Raw genomic sequence first — 16,867 nt, 5'->3', positions numbered from 1 at the left:
TATTCTCCTTGCAAAGAAGGGTCATCAGAACATTTCCCTGCTGTCGACGGTCCGCCTCCTGTCGTCACGGTTTTCCATTTCAAACTGTCTATTTCAAACAACGGAACCCAGTCATGCTCGATCCGAAGCTGTTGCGTAGCGATCCGCAGTTCGTCGCTGAACGCCTGGCCCTGCGGGGCTTCACTCTCGACACTGCGCAGCTCGAGTCGCTCGAGTCTCGCCGTCGTGAGCTGCAGACGCGGACCGAGCAGCTGCAGAACGAGCGTAACGTGCGCTCCAAGTCGATTGGCAAGGCCAAAGCCGCCGGCGAGGACATCCAGCCGCTGCTGGCCGAGGTGGGCCAGCTCGGCGACGATCTCGACAACGCCAAGCGTGAGCTGGGCGAGGTGCAGCTGGCCTGGGACGATCTGGTCGCGGGGCTACCCAATCTGCCGCATGAAGATGTGCCACGAGGGGCGGACGAGGGTGACAACGTCGAGCTGCATCGCTGGGGCGCGCCACGCGAATTCGACTTCGACGTCCGCGATCATGTCGATCTGGGCGCCAGCTTCGGTTATCTCGATTTCGAGATGGCGACCAAGCTGACCGGTTCGCGTTTTGCCGTCATGCGTGGGCCGATCGCCCGACTGCATCGGGCGTTGGCCCAGTTCATGCTCGACAAGCAGACCCAGGAGCACGGCTACGAAGAGTGCTACGTGCCTTACATGGTCAACGCCGAGACGCTGACCGGTACCGGACAGCTACCCAAGTTCGGCGAGGATCTGTTCAAGCTCGCCGACAGCGACTACTACCTGATCCCCACTGCCGAAGTGCCGTTGACCAACTTCGTGCGCGACGAGATCCTCGATCACGCCGCGCTGCCGCTGAAGTTGACCGCGCATACGCCGTGCTTTCGCAGCGAGGCAGGCGCCTATGGGCGCGATACGCGTGGCATGATTCGTCAGCATCAGTTCGACAAGGTCGAGATGGTCCAGGTGGTCGACCCGGACACCAGCTACGAGGTGTTGGAAGCGATGCGCGGTCACGCCGAGGCGATTCTGCAAGCACTGGACCTGCCTTACCGCGTGGTGACACTGTGCACCGGCGATATGGGAGCCAGCGCGACCAAGACCTACGACCTTGAAGTATGGCTGCCGAGCCAGCAGACCTATCGCGAGATCTCTTCGGTCTCCAACTGCGAGGATTTCCAGGCGCGGCGGATGCAGGCTCGTTTCCGTCGTCCCGAGCAGAAAAAGCCGCAATTGGTACATACCTTGAACGGATCCGGACTGGCAGTGGGGCGTTGTCTGCTGGCCGTGCTGGAAAACTACCAGAACGCCGATGGCAGCGTGGACGTACCGACAGCGCTGGCGCCGTACATGGGTGGAATCACCCGCTTCAACGCCGAGTGAGTATCTGAAAATGCCCGATCCTTCATAGCCGAGTGTTATGAAGGATCGTTTGGTTATAACTCTACAAACAAGCGTTACTTCGCTGTCCGAGTGGCGGGCTTTAGACTCCGGGTATCGACGTTACGCTAGCGACCATGTTTGAGCCGAGAACGTGGTGGCGGCGCAAGACACGACATCTGATTTCCCCCAACCAGCGGCCCGACTCGTGACCGAATCGCTCATCCTCCAATACGATCCGTCCCGCCTCGACGTTCATCTGATCGGTGGCGGCAGCGAGGCGCTGGCGCTGGCGCAGCGTATCTCCGGGCTGATGCCAGTCGTGACCGTGCATGCGGTCTCGCTGATGCCGGCCCTGGCGTCTCTGTGTCGGGCGCAAGAGTGGGCGGTGCGTGACGATGAACCGGTGGTTGGGGCGGGGCAGCTATGGCTGGTTGCCAGCGGGGATGGGGAACGTGATCGGGAAGTTGCCAGCGTTGCGGTAGAGGCTGGTGTCGCAGTTTACGCGCCAGCGCATCCGACGCTGTGCAGCGTCCGTCTGCCGCCGCGGGTGACCGTGAACGATACCGCGCAACCCGCCTCCGCTTCTGCCGATGGTCATTGGCAACGTGGCCATGTCTCGCTGGTTGGTGCCGGTCCGGGCGACCCGGAACTGCTGACGCTGAAGGCGCTCAAGCGGCTGCAGCGCGCGGATGTGGTGATCCACGATCGGCTCGTCAGTCAGGAAATTCTGGCACTGGCCAACCCCGCCGCAAGGCGCTTTTACGTCGGCAAGGCGCGCTCTCGGCACAGCGTGCCGCAGGAGGGTATCAACCAGGCGCTGGTCGATTGGGCCAGGGCGGGCAATCAGGTAGTCCGTCTCAAAGGCGGCGACCCGTTCATCTTCGGGCGTGGTGGTGAGGAGCTCGAGGCACTGGTCGCTGCGGGCGTCGATTTTGACGTGGTGCCGGGCATTACCGCTGCATCGGGCTGTGCCGCCTACGCCGGCATACCGCTGACCCATCGAGATCATGCTCAATCGGTGCGCTTCGTCACTGGCCATCTCAAGAACGGGAGTTGTGATCTCGATTGGTCCGCGCTGGCGCGCGGTGATCAGACACTGGTGTTCTACATGGGCCTGGGGGCGCTGGATCTCATTCGCGAGCGACTGATGGCGTACGGGCTGGATGGCGCTACGCCGCTGGCGCTGATCGAGCAGGGAACGACCGCCAATCAACGCGTGCATCTCGGTACGCTGTCCCGCCTGCCCGATAGTCTGGCTGAGCATCAGCCCCGCCCGCCGACCTTGATCGTCGTGGGTAGCGTGGTCGAGCTGGCATCGCGTCTCGAGTGGTTCCAGCCAACCGACAGTGGCAGCCTCGGCTGGGTCGAAGGCAAGCACCCCACGCCACTATCTCAGGCCGACAGCGCCTGACGACGAGGTCGCTGCCCTGCGGCCGGGACTGCGATCCGCAAGCCCCTGTCTTTGCCCAAAACGTGATCGCGACCCCGCACATCGGCGGCGTGACCGACGTTTCGACCCAGGACATTTTCGAAGTCGCCTGTGAACGGCTGACAGCGTTATCGCGGGGGATCGCTGACAGGTGTCTGCTGTCGTTCGCTTCACGCCCTTCATTTCGATGGAGGCTCTGACGTTTCTCCCGAGGGATCAGATGGATAGCGGGAAAGGGATCGCCAGAGAGCCGGCGTTGACGCCATGCCTGTGCCCTTCGACAATGAGAACTCGTGACAGGGGAGAGGCGCATGAACGTTGAACAGCTGGATATCCGAGGTCATATGGCGCAGTTCGCGCCGTTCGACAATCTCCCCGACGAGCTGCTCGATCGCATCGCCGGCGAAGTCGAAATTCGCTACTTTCAGGCGGGTACCGAGCTGCTGGTCAAGGACCAGCCGATCGATTCTCTCTGGTATATCCGCAGCGGTGCGGTGGAGATGTACCAGCGCAGCGGCAGGCTTTTCAACCGTCTGAGTGAAGGTGACATCTTTGGCTATTCGGACTTGCTGCGTAGTAATCGGCGGGTGCGTTATCCGGTCAGTGCGATCGAGGACACGCTGATCTACTTCATTCCCGGCGATGTCTTCGAGACGGTGTGCGAGGAAGACGATGACTTTGCCGAGTTCGTGGAGACCGGCGGGCAAAGACTCAAGGTGACGGTCGAGCAGCAGCGCGACGATAGCGGGCTGATGACCACGAGGGTGCGCAAGCTGATCAACCGGCAGCCGCAGATGGTGGAAGCTACGACCACCCTGCAGCAGGCCGCGCAGCAGATGCGCGATGCCAATGCCACCTGCGTGCTGGTCATCGATGTCACCGAAACGCAGTCCGCCTACACCTTCACCGGGCCTGACGGTCGTCACTGGAAACTCAACGGCATTCTGACCGATCGCGATTTCTGCACCCGCGTGCTGGCAGAGGGCAAGTCACCGCAGACGCCAGTGGGCGATGTCATGTCCCGAAGACTCATCGTCACCCAGTCCGACGAGTCGGTCTACGAGGCGATGTTGAGCATGCTGCGCAATCAGGTCCACCATCTGCCGGTGCTGTATCGACGTCAGCCGGTCGGCGTACTGCATCTCTCCGATATCGTGCGACACGAAACCCACAGCAGCCTGTTTCTGGTCAATAACGTCTTCGTCCAGAACAGCCCGGAGCAGCTCGCCAAGCTGGCGCCCGAGGTCCGCACCGGGTTCGCGCGCATGGTCGCCGATGGCGCCAACTCCGAAATGGTCTGTCGAGCGTTGGCGACGATCGGTCGCGCCTTTACGCAGCGTCTTCTCGAGTTGGCGGAGAGCGAGCTGGGGCCGGCGCCGGTGCCGTACTGTTTCATGGTACTGGGTTCGATGGCGCGGGAAGAGCCGACCATCAACGCCGACCAGGACAACGCGCTGGTACTCGACGACGACTACGATCCGGACCTGCATGGAGAGTACTTCGAGGCGCTGGCCAGTTTCGTCTGCGACGGCCTCGACGCCTGTGGTTACCCTTACTGCAAGGGCGATGTCATGGCGACCAACGCGCGCTGGCGGCAGCCGCTGCACGTCTGGAAGCGATATTTCACCGAGTGGATGGAGGAGCCCAACGGCGAACGCCTGTTGCACAGCTCCATCTTCTTCGATCTGGCGCCAGTCCATGGCGAAGCGCCCATGGTCGAATCGCTACAGGATCTGGTCGCCGAACTGGCGCCACAGCGCCCGATCTTTCTGGCAGCGTTGGCGCGCAATGCGAAAAGCCGCACGCCGCCGCTGGGGTTTTTTCGCAAGTTTGTCATGGAGCACGACGGTGAGCACCGTAAGTCGATCAATCTCAAGCGTCGTGGCACCGCGCCGCTGACGGATCTGGTTCGCGTGCATGCGCTGGCATGTGGCTCGAAGGCACAGAATACTTTCACCCGCCTCGACGATATCGCCGAGACGAAACTGCTTGCGGATGGGGTTACCGAACGTCTGCGCTATGCGTTCGAGTTCATGTCGATGGTGAGAATCCGCCATCAGGCAGAGGCGGTCGAGCAGGGCATCGAGCCCGACAATAGCGTCGATCCGGAAAACATCGGCAGCCGGGAGCGTCATAATCTCAAGGACGCCTTCGAGGCTATCAGCAACGCCCAGAAATTCCTCTCGTTTCGCTACATCATGCCCACCCGGCAGGGCTCTTCGAAAACCGAGCCTGACAGACTGGGGTCGCCGCAAGGCAGTGCATCGCATCGGGTCAGCCGATGACCTGGCGCTGGAAGGCCAAAGAGAAGACGCAGCCGAACTGGCCAGACTATCTGGCATCTCGTGCGCAGCGGGTACGCGAACCTCGGCTAGCCAGTTTCTATGCGCGGGGTACGCTGGATCCTGCGACGCCGATCGGCGAGGCGCCGCTGGTGGCAATGGACTTCGAGACTACCGGTCTCGATGGCAGTCGACACGACATCGTCAGCGTCGGTGTCATGCCGTTCACTCTGGAGCGGATTCGGCCCGCAGACGGCCGTTACTGGGTGCTATCACCTCGGCGTCAGCTCAGCGATGAGTCGGTCGCCTTCCATCACATCACTCACGCGGAAGTCGCTGGCGCGCCGGACTTCAACGCGATCATCGACGATCTGCTGCCAATGCTCGCCGGGCGGTTGGTCGTCGTTCATTACCGCCAACTGGAGCGCACCTTCCTGGACGCCGCCATCCGCGAGCGTCTGGGCGACGGGCTACTGATGCCGATGATCGATACCATGTCGCTGGAAGCGAGAATACATCGACAGTCCTGGTGGGCCCGGTTGCGGCGTTGGGCGGGGCGGCCGATGGCATCGATTCGCCTTCACGAGAGTCGGCAGCGCTATCATCTTCCGGCCTACACCGGCCACCATGCCCTGGTCGATTCGCTCGCTACCGCCGAGCTGCTGCAGGCACAGATTCTCTATCACTACGATTGGCAGACGCCGGTCAGCGCGCTGTGGCGATAAGCTCGATATATCGGCGAGAAGTGCTATCGGTATTCCAACGCAAAGCGGGCGGCTCCATGAGCCGCCCGCTTCTTTTTGCCATCTTTTTATGACGATGGCCTATGGCGTCAACCGCGTGGCTCGGAGCGCAGCCCCTGGATAATCGCGTAGCAGGCGGCCAGCAGCACGATCGTGAAGGGCAGGCCAGTGGTGATGACCGCTGCCTGCAGTGCCGTCAGACCGCCGCCCAGCAGCAGGGCGATAGCGATAGCACCTTCGATCAATGCCCAGAACACACGCTGCGGTGTCGGTGCATCGACCTTGCCGCCAGCAGTGATCGAGTCGATGACCAGCGATCCGGAATCGGAGGAGGTGATGAAAAACACCATCACCAAGATGATGCCGACGAACGACGTGATGGAGGTCAGCGGCAGCTGGCCGAGCATGGTGAACAGCTGCAACGGCAGCGCGGCTTCCTTCACACCCTCGAAGCCTTCGTTGACCAGCTGGTTGATGGCGGTGTCGCCGAAGGCAGTCATCCACAGAACGGACACGATGGTCGGCACCAGCAGTACCGCAATCAGAAACTCACGTACCGTACGACCACGGCTGACACGGGCAATGAACATGCCGACGAACGGTGACCAGGAGATCCACCACGCCCAGTAGAAAGCTGTCCAGCCATGCACGAAGTCAGCGTCCTCGCGCCCGAACGGATTGGAAAGCGCGGGCAGGTTCTTGAGGTAGGAACCCATGTTTTCCAGGAACCCGGTGGCGATCAGCATGGTCGGTCCGACGATGATCACGAACAGCAGTAGCAGAAACGCGAGACCCATGTTGATCTGCGATAGACGCTGAACGCCCTTGTCGACGCCCAGCATCACCGACATGAGTGCGACCAGCGTGATACCGACGATCAGCAGCACCATGGTGACGTTGTTATTGGGTATGCCGAACAGATAGTTGAGGCCGGCGGATGCCTGAGACGCGCCGAGACCCAATGATGTCGCCAGCCCAAACAGCGTCGCGAAGACCGCCAGGATATCGATGACATGGCCCGGCCAACCCCAGATGCGCTCACCCAGAATCGGGTAGAAGATCGAGCGCATGGTCAGCGGCAGGCCCTTGTTGAAAGAGAACAGCGCCAGCGACAGAGCGACGACGGCGTAGATGCCCCAAGGGTGCAGGCCCCAGTGGAAGATCGTGGCCGCCATGGCCAGCGATTGAGAGGCAGCCGGATCGTCCACTGCGCCGCCCAACGGTGCCCAGGCATCACCCGTAACGGACGTGCCGAAGTGCGTGATGGGTTCGGAGACGCCGTAGAACATCAGCCCGATACCCATGCCTGCTGCGAACAGCATGGCAAACCAGCCGGCATAGCTGAAATCCGGTTTGGCATGCTGACCGCCGAGTCTCACCTTCCCCAACGGGGTGAAAATCAGCACCACGGCAACCACCACGAAGATGTTGGCGGCAAACAGGAATAGCCAGCTCAGATTGTCGGTCAGAAAGCTTTTCGCCCCGTTGAATATCGGCCCCATCTGCTCCGGCAGTGCCAGCGTGATGATGACGAAAAACAGGATCAGCAATGACGAGATCGAGAAGACCTTGCCATGTAGATCGACATTGAAGCCAAATTTGTTGGTCTGGATATTGTCCTGGCCAATCACATAATCGGTATCGATGAGATTGGCAGGACCCTCTGGTGCCGGCACGCCTTCCTGTGGCGCATCCGGCTGATTATTAGCGTCTTGAGCCACTAGCCGTCTCCATTTTTGATGAGTCTCTATTCAGAGTCGCACTCGCATGGCGAATGACGACGATCCCCTTGCGCTCCCTTGCGTCGTTCGGGCGTGATGCCAGCGAGCGATTAGCCTGTCGAGGAGAACACTTAGTCTGACGTATCCGCAGAAACACGCAAGTTTCCTAATTATCCTGGATCAAGCCGGTCCTTCCAACCGTCATCGGGGAAACTCCCGGTTCCAGGCGGGTATATCGGCCATTACTTCCGATTTCACCGGCTGCCGCATGATTCGTTTGAAGCTCTTGCTAGACCAAGGTCAGGATGAAGGCGGATGCTCTTTTCCCTATATTCGTCACTATATTGAAACGAATGTTTGAAAGTTATCGGGAGAGTTCGAATGGCCGACTACCGTGCACCGCTCGTGGACATGCGCTTCATTCGCGAAGAGGTGCTCAACGCCGAGCAGGAGTGGCAAACCATGCCGGCGACCGCCGAACTGAACGCCGAGCTCGCCGATGCCGTTCTGGAAGAGGCCGGACGTCTCGTCGAAGCGGAGCTGTTTCCGCTCAACCAGAGTGGAGATGCCGAAGGGTGTCATTTCGATGGACACGAAGTAAGTACGCCGGACGGCTTCCAGTCGGCATTCCAGGAACTGGCCCAAGGCGGCTGGTGTGGTCTGGGAGGCAATCCTGACCATGGCGGGCAAGGCTTGCCGAAATTGCTGACTCAGTCTTTCGACGAAATGCTCTATGCCGGCAACGCCGGCTTTGCGCTCTATCTGACACTCAACAACGGCGCTGCGCTACTGCTCGATGCCCATGCCGACGAGGTGACCAGATCACTTTACTTGCCACGGCTCTACGCCGGCGAGTGGCTGGGCACCATGTGTCTGACCGAACCGCAATGTGGCACCGATCTGGGTCTGATCAAGACACGTGCAGTGCCCGATGGCAACGGGCGATACGCGATCACCGGCAGCAAGATATGGATCACCGGTGGCGAGCATGATCTGACCGACAACATCGTTCATCTGGTGCTGGCCAAACTGCCGGATGCACCCGCGGGTGCCAAGGGCATCTCGCTGTTTCTGGTGCCCAAACGCCATGTGCATGAGGATGGTTCTGTGGGTAACGCCAACGGGGTGGTTTGCGGTGGGCTCGAGCACAAGATGGGCATCAAGGGCAGCGCGACCTGTGTGATGCACTTCGAAAATGCCCAGGGCATCTTGATCGGCGAGCCGCATCAGGGCCTGGCGACCATGTTCACCATGATGAACTACGAGCGTCTCTCGATCGGCATTCAAGGGCTGGGATTGGGCGACGTCGCCTATCAGGGCGCGATGGCCTTCGCGCGTGAGCGTCGGCAGAGCCGCGCCCCTGGAGGTGCGGCCGAACCTGGCCAGATTGCCGATCCGATTCTGATGCATCCCGACGTCCGCCGCATGGCATTAGACGTACGAGCCTGGAATGAAGGAGGGCGGCTGTTTGCTGCCTTTGTCGCGCGTGAACTCGACCGTGCCAAATATCACCCCGATGGCGAGGTGCGCGAAGTGGCGGCTGACCTGGTCGCATTGCTGACACCGGTCGCCAAGGCATTTTTGACCGATCGCGGCTTCGCCACCACGGTGGAGGCTCAGCAGATTTATGGCGGCAGCGGCTACTGCGTCGAGTGGGGGGCAGAACAGTACGTACGCGATGCACGTATTGCGATGATCTACGAGGGCACCAACGGCATTCAGGCAATGGATCTGGTCGGGCGCAAGTTGGTGCGCAACCAGGGGGCTTACCTGCACCGCTTTGCCGAACAGATGCGGGCCGATCTGGACGGCCAGCTCGACGGCGCTGGCTCAGCGGATACTAGGGTTGATCCGGCTTTGGTACCGTTTCGAGTAGCTGCCGATATCGAGCTGGCGCGACTGGAGCGTGCCAGTGAAGTGTTGATCGAGGCCTCGAAAGTGGATCCGGCCGCCGCTGGCGCCGCGGCCCACGATTACCTTCAACTGCTGGGCTATACCGCTTACACCTGGATGTGGTGGAAGGCGGCTCGGGCCGCTCGTCGCGGACTGGCGGAACAAGGGGTATCGGGCGAGGCGTTCTATCGCGCCAAACTAATGGTGGGACAGCATTTCCTGGAGCGTCAATTACCGCAGAGCGAAGCCTTGGAGAGCCAGATCGCAGTGGGGCCAGCGGGGCTGATGACATGGGATCAAGCTCTGTTCTGACTTTGTTCTGACATCAGTCTTGCCGCTTCACCTTGTGGTTGTCTCGCCGCGATCTCACTTCATCTCTACCGATATTCCCAAGGCGGCATCCAACGGGTGCCGCACTCTCTCTTTCTTGCTCTTACTCTTCCTTGCTGGTTCCGCGACATTGGTCTTGCTGGTCGGCCGCGGGATGTTCGCTGCCATGAACGCTGCTCATGCACCATCATGTCTCGTAGGGTGCAGCGCAGCCGATCATTAGAGCGAAAATGGTGCATTGCCTCGATGCATTGGTGCTTTACGCACTAATTAACGGAAAGCGCCGTGAGTTCTCTGGTCTCTTTCTGCACCAATTTCTTACTCGTTAATCGAACTTATCGGGTTTTCTGAATTTTTGTATACAAAAAAGGCGTGTTTCGGAAATCAAGGCACGAAAAATGCATAGGGTTCAAGGATCGCTACCGGCGCGTTCTCGTGCAGGTATTCACGATTACCAGGGATCACGAAAAGGAGAACCCGATGACAATAAAATCCCTTCGCAAGTTGATTGCCGGTTCCAGTATCGCGCTGGGGCTAGCCGGTTTCGGTACGACAGCCCTTGCCCAGGATCAGGAAGAAGGTGCGATTCGCGTCGGAATCCTGCACTCGCTGTCGGGTACCATGGCCATTAGCGAGTCGACGCTCAAGGACGAAATGCTGATGCTGATCGACAAGCAGAACGCCGCTGGCGGTCTGCTTGGTCGCAAACTCGAGCCGGTCGTCATGGATCCGGCGTCGGACTGGTCGCTCTATGCCGAACAGGCACGCGACATGCTGACCGGCGACGATCATGTCGACGTGATCTTCGGCAACTGGACCTCGGCTTCGCGCAAGGCGGTGCTGCCGGTGGTGGAAGAGCTCAACGGGCTGCTTTTCTATCCAGTGCAGTACGAAGGCGAGGAGTCTTCCGAGAATATTTTCTATACCGGTGCCGCCCCCAACCAGCAGGCCATTCCGGCAGTCGACTATCTGGTGAGTCAGGGTGTCGAGCGTTGGGCGCTGCTGGGCACCGACTACGTCTATCCGCGCACTACCAACAAGATTCTCGAGGCCTATCTCAAGGCGAACGGCGTCGCCGATGACGACATCATGATCAACTATACGCCGTTCGGCTTCAGCGACTGGCAGTCGATCGTCTCGCAGGTCAAGGATTTCGGCAGCCAGGGCAAGAAGACTGCGGTGGTATCGACCATCAACGGCGATGCCAATGTGCCGTTCTACAACGAACTCGCGAACCAAGGCATCTCCGCGGGTGACATCCCTGTCGTGGCGTTCTCGGTGGGCGAGCAGGAGCTGACCGGCATCGACACGGCGCCGCTGGTGGGGCACATGGCGGCATGGAATTACTTCATGAGCGTCGACAGCGATGCCAACTACGACTTCATCGATGACTGGGTCGCCTATACCGGTAATGACGAGGCAGTGACCAATGACCCTATGGAGGCGCATTACATCGGCTTCAACATGTGGGTGCAGGCGGTCAAGGCGGCGGGAACCACCGATGTCGATGCGGTCAAGGACTCGATTATCGGCGTGACCGTGCCCAACCTGTCGGGCGGCGCTTCCACCATGATGCCCAATCACCACATTACCAAGCCGGTCATGATCGGCGAGATCCAGGACGACGGCCAGTTCAGCGTAGTCTGGCGCACGCCTTCGACCGTTGCTGGCGATGCCTGGTCCGACTATTTGCCGGACTCCAGGAACTTGATCAGCGACTGGCGTGCTCCGCTGCGTTGCGGCAAGTTCAATGTCGAAAGCAAGCAGTGCGAAGACGGTCCTGGCGCCGACTGAGTCAGACCTGACCGATACCGGTGTCCGAAAGGGCATCGGTGTCGGTCGTTTGACCTGACGACAGACTGCGTTCGAGGACCACATCATGAGTGCTACCGTAGGGTCACATGGCCGCGACCTGATGCGCGGGCCCACGATCAATGTGCTGCTGTGCCTGTTGATGGCATGGAGCCTGAGCTTTATCAGTCAAGCCGCCTGGGGTGCCAACGATGAGCCACAGGCGAGAGCGTTGCTGGAAGCGCTTGATACCAGCAGTTTTCAGGCCAAGGGCGATGCCGCCCAGGCGATCGCCGATAGCGATGTCGAGCAGAAGACGCGCTGGTTACAGGCGCTGCTCGATGGTCGGTTAGGCAAGGAAAGACGGGGTGACCGTTTCTATCTGATCACCGATGACAGCGGTCGCGAATGGCCGATCATCGATGCCATCACGTTCGCGGACGCCGGCACCGGCACGCGGCGGACGGTGGATGCCTTCAAGATCAACAACGACCTGCGCACTCGAATCGAGGGGATGCTTGCCTCGCTCTCGCTGAGCGCCGGGGATGAAGCGTCACGGCTATCCGCAGCCAAGCGCCTGATCGGCGAGGTCACGGCCGATAACGCTGACAGCGTCCGCCAGACGCTGGCCGATGAAGAGAGCCCGAACGTTCGAGATTCACTGGGCGTTGCGTTAGCAATTTACAAGGTACAGCAGGGCGATGCTGATTCGCTCGAAACGCTGCGCGGCAACCTCGATACTCGCGTACGCAATATTTTGGCACCGATTGCTGCCGGTGATTCGGAACTGGCCGCCGAGGCGCAGTCGGTACTCGGTGGTATCGAGAGCAAGCGCGCATGGTATGACAGGGCGCAGACGCTGTTCTTCGGACTGAGTGCTGGTTCCATTCTGGTGCTGGCGGCGATCGGTCTGGCGATCACCTTCGGTGTGATGGGCGTGATCAACATGGCCCACGGCGAGTTGATCATGATCGGTGCCTATACCACCTGGATGATCCAGCAGGCGCTGCCCGGGCAGCCAGGCTTGGCGCTGGCCCTGGCGATACCCGGCGGCTTCCTGGTCGCGGGCGCGTTCGGCGTGGTGATCGAGCGCACCGTGATCCGCTTTCTCAAGGGCCGACCGCTGGAGACGCTGCTGGCGACGTTCGGCCTCAGTCTCGTCCTGCAGCAGCTGGTCCGCAGCGTGTTTTCACCGCTCAACCGCCGGGTGGCCTCGCCGGACTGGCTTCAAGGGGCGTGGCAGATCAACGAGGCGCTGGCGTTCACGCTCAATCGGCTGGCCGTACTGATCTTCTGTCTGGTGGTCTTCGCTTCACTGTGGGCGCTGATGCGCTACACCCGCCTGGGACTTGAGGTGCGGGCGGTGACCCAGAACCGGGCGATGGCCCGCGCCATGGGCGTGCGCGCCAGTCGCGTCGACATGCTCACCTTCGGGCTGGGGGCGGGCGTGGCGGGATTGGCCGGCGTGGCGCTGTCCCAGCTCACCAACGTCGGGCCGAACCTGGGCCAGAGCTATATCGTCGACTCCTTCCTGGTGGTGGTGTTCGGTGGCGTGGGCAATCTCTGGGGGACGCTGGTCGCCGGAATGTCACTTGGGGTGATCAACCAGGTACTACAGCCTTGGGTGGGTGCGGTGCTGGCCAAGATCATCGTGCTGGTCGGCGTAATCCTGTTCATTCAGAAGCGCCCGCAGGGCATCTTCGCACCCAAGGGGCGGATCTCATGACGCTGACCGACAACCTCGGGCGTGGCGATCGTTCCCGTCAGGCCTTTCTCTCCCGCTCGACGCTATTGACCAGCCTGGTGCTGATTGTCGGCATGCTGGCGGTGCTGATACTCAACGCGCTGCCGGACTCGAACGCCCTTCATGTCAGTGGCGCCACGGTGGCGCTGCTGGGCAAGTACTTCACGTACATGCTGCTGGCGCTGGCGGTGGATCTGATCTGGGGCTATCTGGGCATTCTGAGCCTCGGCCACGGCGCGTTCTTCGCCCTAGGCGGCTACGCCATGGGGCTCTATCTCAATGCGCAGACTTCACCGCTACATGGTTGGCAGTCGATCATGACCTACTTCCCGGTGGCGGCGCTGGCGATCCTGTTGGCGCCGGGCTTGCTGGCATTGGTGTTCGGCTGGCTCGCGTTTCGCTCCCGGGTCACTGGCGTCTATTTTTCGATCATCACCCAGGCGCTGACCTTCGCCCTGATGCTGGCGTTCAATCGTAACGAGATGGGGATGGGGGGCAGTACGGGACTGACTCGCTTTTACGAGCTGCTGGGTTTCTCACTCAGCAGCGAAGGCATGACCGTGGCCCTGTTCACCGCCTCCGGCATGGCGGTGTTGCTGGCATTCTGGTTATGCCGGGCGATCACGGTATCGCGGCTAGGCCGGGTGAGTATGGCGACACGCGACGCCGAAGCGCGGGTACGTTTCATCGGTTATCGGGTCGATCATGTCAAGCTGGCCTTGTTCGTGGTCTCCGCGATGATCGCCGGCGTTGCGGGGGCGCTCTATGTGCCTCAGGTCGGCATCATCAACCCCAGTACCTTTGCGCCGCTGTTTTCGATAGAGGTGGTGGTGTGGGTCGCACTGGGTGGTCGCGCCACGCTTTACGGCGCGTTACTTGGTGCACTGGCGGTCAACTATCTGAAAACCGTGCTGACCGGCGCCATGCCCGATGCCTGGCTGTTCATTCTTGGCGGGTTGTTCGTGGTCGTCACGATGTTGCTGCCGCAGGGTATCGCCGGGCTGATATCGAAGTGGCGCGGACGCCAGGAGGCCAGTGCATGAATGTGACACTCAATGACAGACTGGAACGACTGCGCGAGTTTGCCCGGCCGGATCAGGTCTTTGGTTTCATGGTGCCGGCTCAGTCGCCGGTCGATGTTCGGCACGGGCCCATTCTCTACCTGGAAGATGTCAGTGTCAGCTTCGATGGTTTTCGCGCCATCAATCAGCTCAACCTGACCATCGACGATGGGGAGCTGCGCTGCATCATTGGTCCCAACGGGGCCGGCAAGACGACGATGATGGACATCATTACCGGCAAAACCCGGCCGGACAGCGGCCAGGTCTGGTTCGGTAGTCGACATAACCTGCTGACGCTGGACGAGCCACAGATCGCCAACCTGGGCATCGGCCGCAAATTCCAGAAACCTACCGTGTTCGAAGCGCTCGATGTGACCGAAAATCTGGAGCTCGCAATGGCCGGTGATCGGCGGGTCTGGAAGACCTTGCTGGCCAGCCTCGACCATGAGGGTCGGTCACGCATCGACGAGGTGCTTGAGACCATCGGCCTGACCGTGGCGCGATATCGCTTGGCCGGGGTACTCTCTCATGGCCAGAAACAGTGGCTCGAGATCGGCATGTTGCTGATGCAGCGGCCCCGGCTGCTACTGGTCGATGAACCCGTCGCCGGTATGACCGAACCGGAAATGCATCGTACCGCCGAGCTGCTGACGCGGCTTGCGGGGCAGCAGTCAGTCGTGGTCGTCGAACATGACATGGGCTTTGTGCGATCGATCGCCCGTCAGGTGACGGTACTGCATCAGGGGAGCGTGCTGGCGGAAGGAACGATGGACGAGGTCGCAAGTGACCCGCGGGTAATCGAGGTCTATCTCGGCGGCGATGAGGAGGCGGCCTGATGCTGAGTGTCGATGAACTCAATCAGTATTATGGAGAGAGCCACATTCTCCGCGACCTGTCGCTCGAAGTACCCGCCGGGCGTTGTACCTGCGTCATGGGGCGTAACGGCGTCGGCAAGACGACGCTGCTCAAGACCGTGATGGGTGAAGTGGCGCCGCGTAACGGGGCGATTCGTTTCGATAGCGAAGATCTGCTCAAACGGCGACCCGAAGCGCGGGCCGGCATGGGGATCGGTTACGTGCCTCAGGGGCGCCAGATATTCGCCACGCTCTCGGTGGAGGAGAACCTGCGTATCGGTGTGCCGGCGAGAAGGGACAAGCAGCGCAAGATTCCCGAGCGTATCTACGAGCTGTTTCCGGTGCTCAAGGAGATGCGCTATCGCCGCGGTGGGGATCTTTCCGGCGGTCAGCAACAGCAGCTGGCCATTGGGCGGGCGCTGGTGCTCGATCCGCGCTTACTGATTCTCGATGAACCAGGCGAAGGCATTCAGCCTAATATCGTCGCGCAGATCGGTGAGGTCATCCGGCGTCTCAATCGCGAAGATGGTCTGACAGTGTTATTGGTGGAACAGAAGCTGCCGTTCGCTCGAAAATACGCCGATAACTTCGTGATCATGGATCGCGGGCAAACCGTGGCCGGTGGCGACATTGGCCAATTGAGTGACGATTTGATCAAGCGACATTTGACAGTATGACTGCAGACCCTCCACACCGTTGGCAAGCAGCGCCGGAGGATTCGGGGCATCGGTTCGATACGACTCGACGCTGGGATGCCTCGCTGTCACTCATGTTTGCCGCCCGCTCCGCAGACACTGCGTCCCCGAGCACTGAATCCATGGGCGTTGCGTCGATGAGTCGTACGCGGTTGATCCGCGCCCGTCATCATGGACCTTTGCGGGTGCAGCGGCCGTTCTATCCGGAGCCGTCTCAGACCGGGCGGGTCGATCCCTGCCATGTATATCTGCTGCATCCGCCGGGCGGGTTGGTCAGCGGCGATGCGTTGAAGATCGACGTGAAAGTCGAGGCCTCCGCGCATGCCGTCCTGACCACGCCGGCGGCGACCAAGCTCTATCGGGCCGACAGTCATGGCGTGGTCTGGTCGCAGACCAACCGGCTCCAGGTCGAGGACGGCGGGATCCTGGAATGGCTGCCACAGGAAACGATCGCCTTCGACGGTTCGAGAGGCGAGCAGCGCACCGAAATCGCTTTGTACGGAGACGCGCGCTGTCTAGGGTGGGAAATCATGGCGTTGGGGCGTCCGGCCAGCCACCTTCCGTTCATGAGCGGTCGCATCGAGCAACGCTTTCAACTGACCCATGACGGGCGGCCCCTATGGCTCGAGCGGCAACCGCTGGAGCCATTGCACCCGCGTTTCGTGGGTCATTGGGGGCAGGGCGGGGCGACGGTCCAGGCGACGCTTTGGGCGGCCGGTCTGGTGGATCCACGTCAAGCCGTGGAGGCGTTGCGAGCCACGATACCGGCGATGAAGAACTGGGCGGTGACTCAGCGCAACGGGGTCATGCTGCTGCGTTATCTCGGCGGCTCGCGCAACGAAGCGTGGGATCTGTGTCGCGCCGCGTGGGCGTGCCTCAGGCCGCTGATAGTGGCACGCCAGGCTTGCGAGCCGAGAATCTGGCGGACGTAGA

General features: G+C 60.9%; 12 protein-coding genes. 11 read left to right on the top strand and 1 reads right to left on the bottom strand.

All coding sequences use genetic code 11. The features are described from left to right. The first annotated feature begins 113 nt into the window (after positions 1–113). The 4 genes from serS to DOM27_RS17330 all read left to right on the top strand — a co-directional run bounded on the left by serS (position 114) and on the right by DOM27_RS17330 (position 5,827). Positions 114–1,391: a serine--tRNA ligase gene (gene serS / locus DOM27_RS17345; protein ID WP_110658083.1), complete on the top strand. Its 1,278-nt coding sequence runs from the start codon at positions 114–116 to the stop codon at positions 1,389–1,391. A gap of 205 nt (positions 1,392–1,596) precedes the next feature. Continuing rightward, positions 1,597–2,802, top strand: a complete 1,206-nt coding sequence (gene cobA, locus DOM27_RS17340; protein ID WP_425353301.1) for a uroporphyrinogen-III C-methyltransferase — start codon at positions 1,597–1,599, stop codon at positions 2,800–2,802. A 329-nt stretch (positions 2,803–3,131) separates the two neighbouring features. Then, complete coding sequence (locus DOM27_RS17335) at positions 3,132–5,105, top strand: putative nucleotidyltransferase substrate binding domain-containing protein (RefSeq protein WP_110658081.1); 1,974 nt, start codon at positions 3,132–3,134, stop codon at positions 5,103–5,105. After that, positions 5,102–5,827 (top strand): 3'-5' exonuclease, encoded by a 726-nt coding sequence (locus DOM27_RS17330; RefSeq protein ID WP_110658079.1) that lies wholly within the window; start codon positions 5,102–5,104, stop codon positions 5,825–5,827. Before DOM27_RS17335 ends, DOM27_RS17330 begins: the two co-directional genes overlap by 4 nt. A gap of 107 nt (positions 5,828–5,934) precedes the next feature. Here the strand turns inward: DOM27_RS17330 and DOM27_RS17325 are convergent, their stop codons facing one another. Further along, a complete protein-coding gene (locus DOM27_RS17325) occupies positions 5,935–7,566 on the bottom strand; it encodes a BCCT family transporter (RefSeq protein WP_110658077.1) in 1,632 nt (543 codons plus the stop codon). A 381-nt stretch (positions 7,567–7,947) separates the two neighbouring features. Between DOM27_RS17325 and DOM27_RS17320 the strand changes: the two genes are divergently transcribed. From DOM27_RS17320 to DOM27_RS17290, 7 genes are all read left to right on the top strand, one after another. Then, entirely contained in the window at positions 7,948–9,771 is a 1,824-nt protein-coding gene (locus tag DOM27_RS17320; protein ID WP_110658075.1) for an acyl-CoA dehydrogenase C-terminal domain-containing protein, read from the top strand. A gap of 498 nt (positions 9,772–10,269) precedes the next feature. Next, on the top strand, positions 10,270–11,583 hold the full coding sequence (gene urtA / locus DOM27_RS17315) for an urea ABC transporter substrate-binding protein (protein ID WP_110658073.1): 1,314 nt from the start codon (positions 10,270–10,272) through the stop codon (positions 11,581–11,583). Positions 11,584–11,668: 85 nt separating this feature from the next. Beyond that, positions 11,669–13,306, top strand: coding sequence for an urea ABC transporter permease subunit UrtB (gene urtB, locus DOM27_RS17310; protein WP_110658071.1), 1,638 nt, complete (start codon positions 11,669–11,671; stop codon positions 13,304–13,306). Next, positions 13,303–14,367, top strand: a complete 1,065-nt coding sequence (gene urtC, locus DOM27_RS17305) for an urea ABC transporter permease subunit UrtC (protein WP_110658069.1) — start codon at positions 13,303–13,305, stop codon at positions 14,365–14,367. The genes urtB and urtC overlap by 4 nt, the downstream gene beginning before the upstream one ends. Then, a complete protein-coding gene (gene urtD / locus DOM27_RS17300; RefSeq protein ID WP_425353300.1) occupies positions 14,364–15,221 on the top strand; it encodes an urea ABC transporter ATP-binding protein UrtD in 858 nt (285 codons plus the stop codon). The genes urtC and urtD overlap by 4 nt, the downstream gene beginning before the upstream one ends. Further along, on the top strand, positions 15,221–15,916 hold the full coding sequence (gene urtE / locus DOM27_RS17295) for an urea ABC transporter ATP-binding subunit UrtE (protein WP_110658067.1): 696 nt from the start codon (positions 15,221–15,223) through the stop codon (positions 15,914–15,916). The genes urtD and urtE overlap by 1 nt, the downstream gene beginning before the upstream one ends. Further along, the gene (locus DOM27_RS17290) at positions 15,913–16,866 is read left to right on the top strand and encodes an urease accessory protein UreD (protein ID WP_110658065.1); all 954 of its coding nucleotides are present in this window, start codon (positions 15,913–15,915) and stop codon (positions 16,864–16,866) included. The genes urtE and DOM27_RS17290 overlap by 4 nt, the downstream gene beginning before the upstream one ends. Position 16,867: the final 1 nt, after the last annotated feature.

Origin of the sequence: Salinicola halimionae (assembly GCF_003206065.1) — a bacterium.
Taxonomy (GTDB): Bacteria; Pseudomonadota; Gammaproteobacteria; order Pseudomonadales; family Halomonadaceae; genus Salinicola; species Salinicola halimionae.
Note: the sequence above shows the minus strand (reverse complement) of the source record. Positions and strands in the feature narration are given on the sequence as shown.

Bases quoted from the DNA above. Each gene is read 5' to 3' on its own strand.
- serS (WP_110658083.1), top strand. From the start codon at position 114: ATGCTCGATCCGAAGCTGTTGCGTAGCGATCCGCAGTTCGTCGCTGAA.
- DOM27_RS17335 (WP_110658081.1), top strand. From the start codon at position 3,132: ATGAACGTTGAACAGCTGGATATCCGAGGTCATATGGCGCAGTTCGCG.
- DOM27_RS17330 (WP_110658079.1), top strand. From the start codon at position 5,102: ATGACCTGGCGCTGGAAGGCCAAAGAGAAGACGCAGCCGAACTGGCCA.
- DOM27_RS17320 (WP_110658075.1), top strand. From the start codon at position 7,948: ATGGCCGACTACCGTGCACCGCTCGTGGACATGCGCTTCATTCGCGAA.
- urtA (WP_110658073.1), top strand. From the start codon at position 10,270: ATGACAATAAAATCCCTTCGCAAGTTGATTGCCGGTTCCAGTATCGCG.
- urtB (WP_110658071.1), top strand. From the start codon at position 11,669: ATGAGTGCTACCGTAGGGTCACATGGCCGCGACCTGATGCGCGGGCCC.
- urtC (WP_110658069.1), top strand. From the start codon at position 13,303: ATGACGCTGACCGACAACCTCGGGCGTGGCGATCGTTCCCGTCAGGCC.
- urtD (WP_425353300.1), top strand. From the start codon at position 14,364: ATGAATGTGACACTCAATGACAGACTGGAACGACTGCGCGAGTTTGCC.
- urtE (WP_110658067.1), top strand. From the start codon at position 15,221: ATGCTGAGTGTCGATGAACTCAATCAGTATTATGGAGAGAGCCACATT.
- DOM27_RS17290 (WP_110658065.1), top strand. From the start codon at position 15,913: ATGACTGCAGACCCTCCACACCGTTGGCAAGCAGCGCCGGAGGATTCG.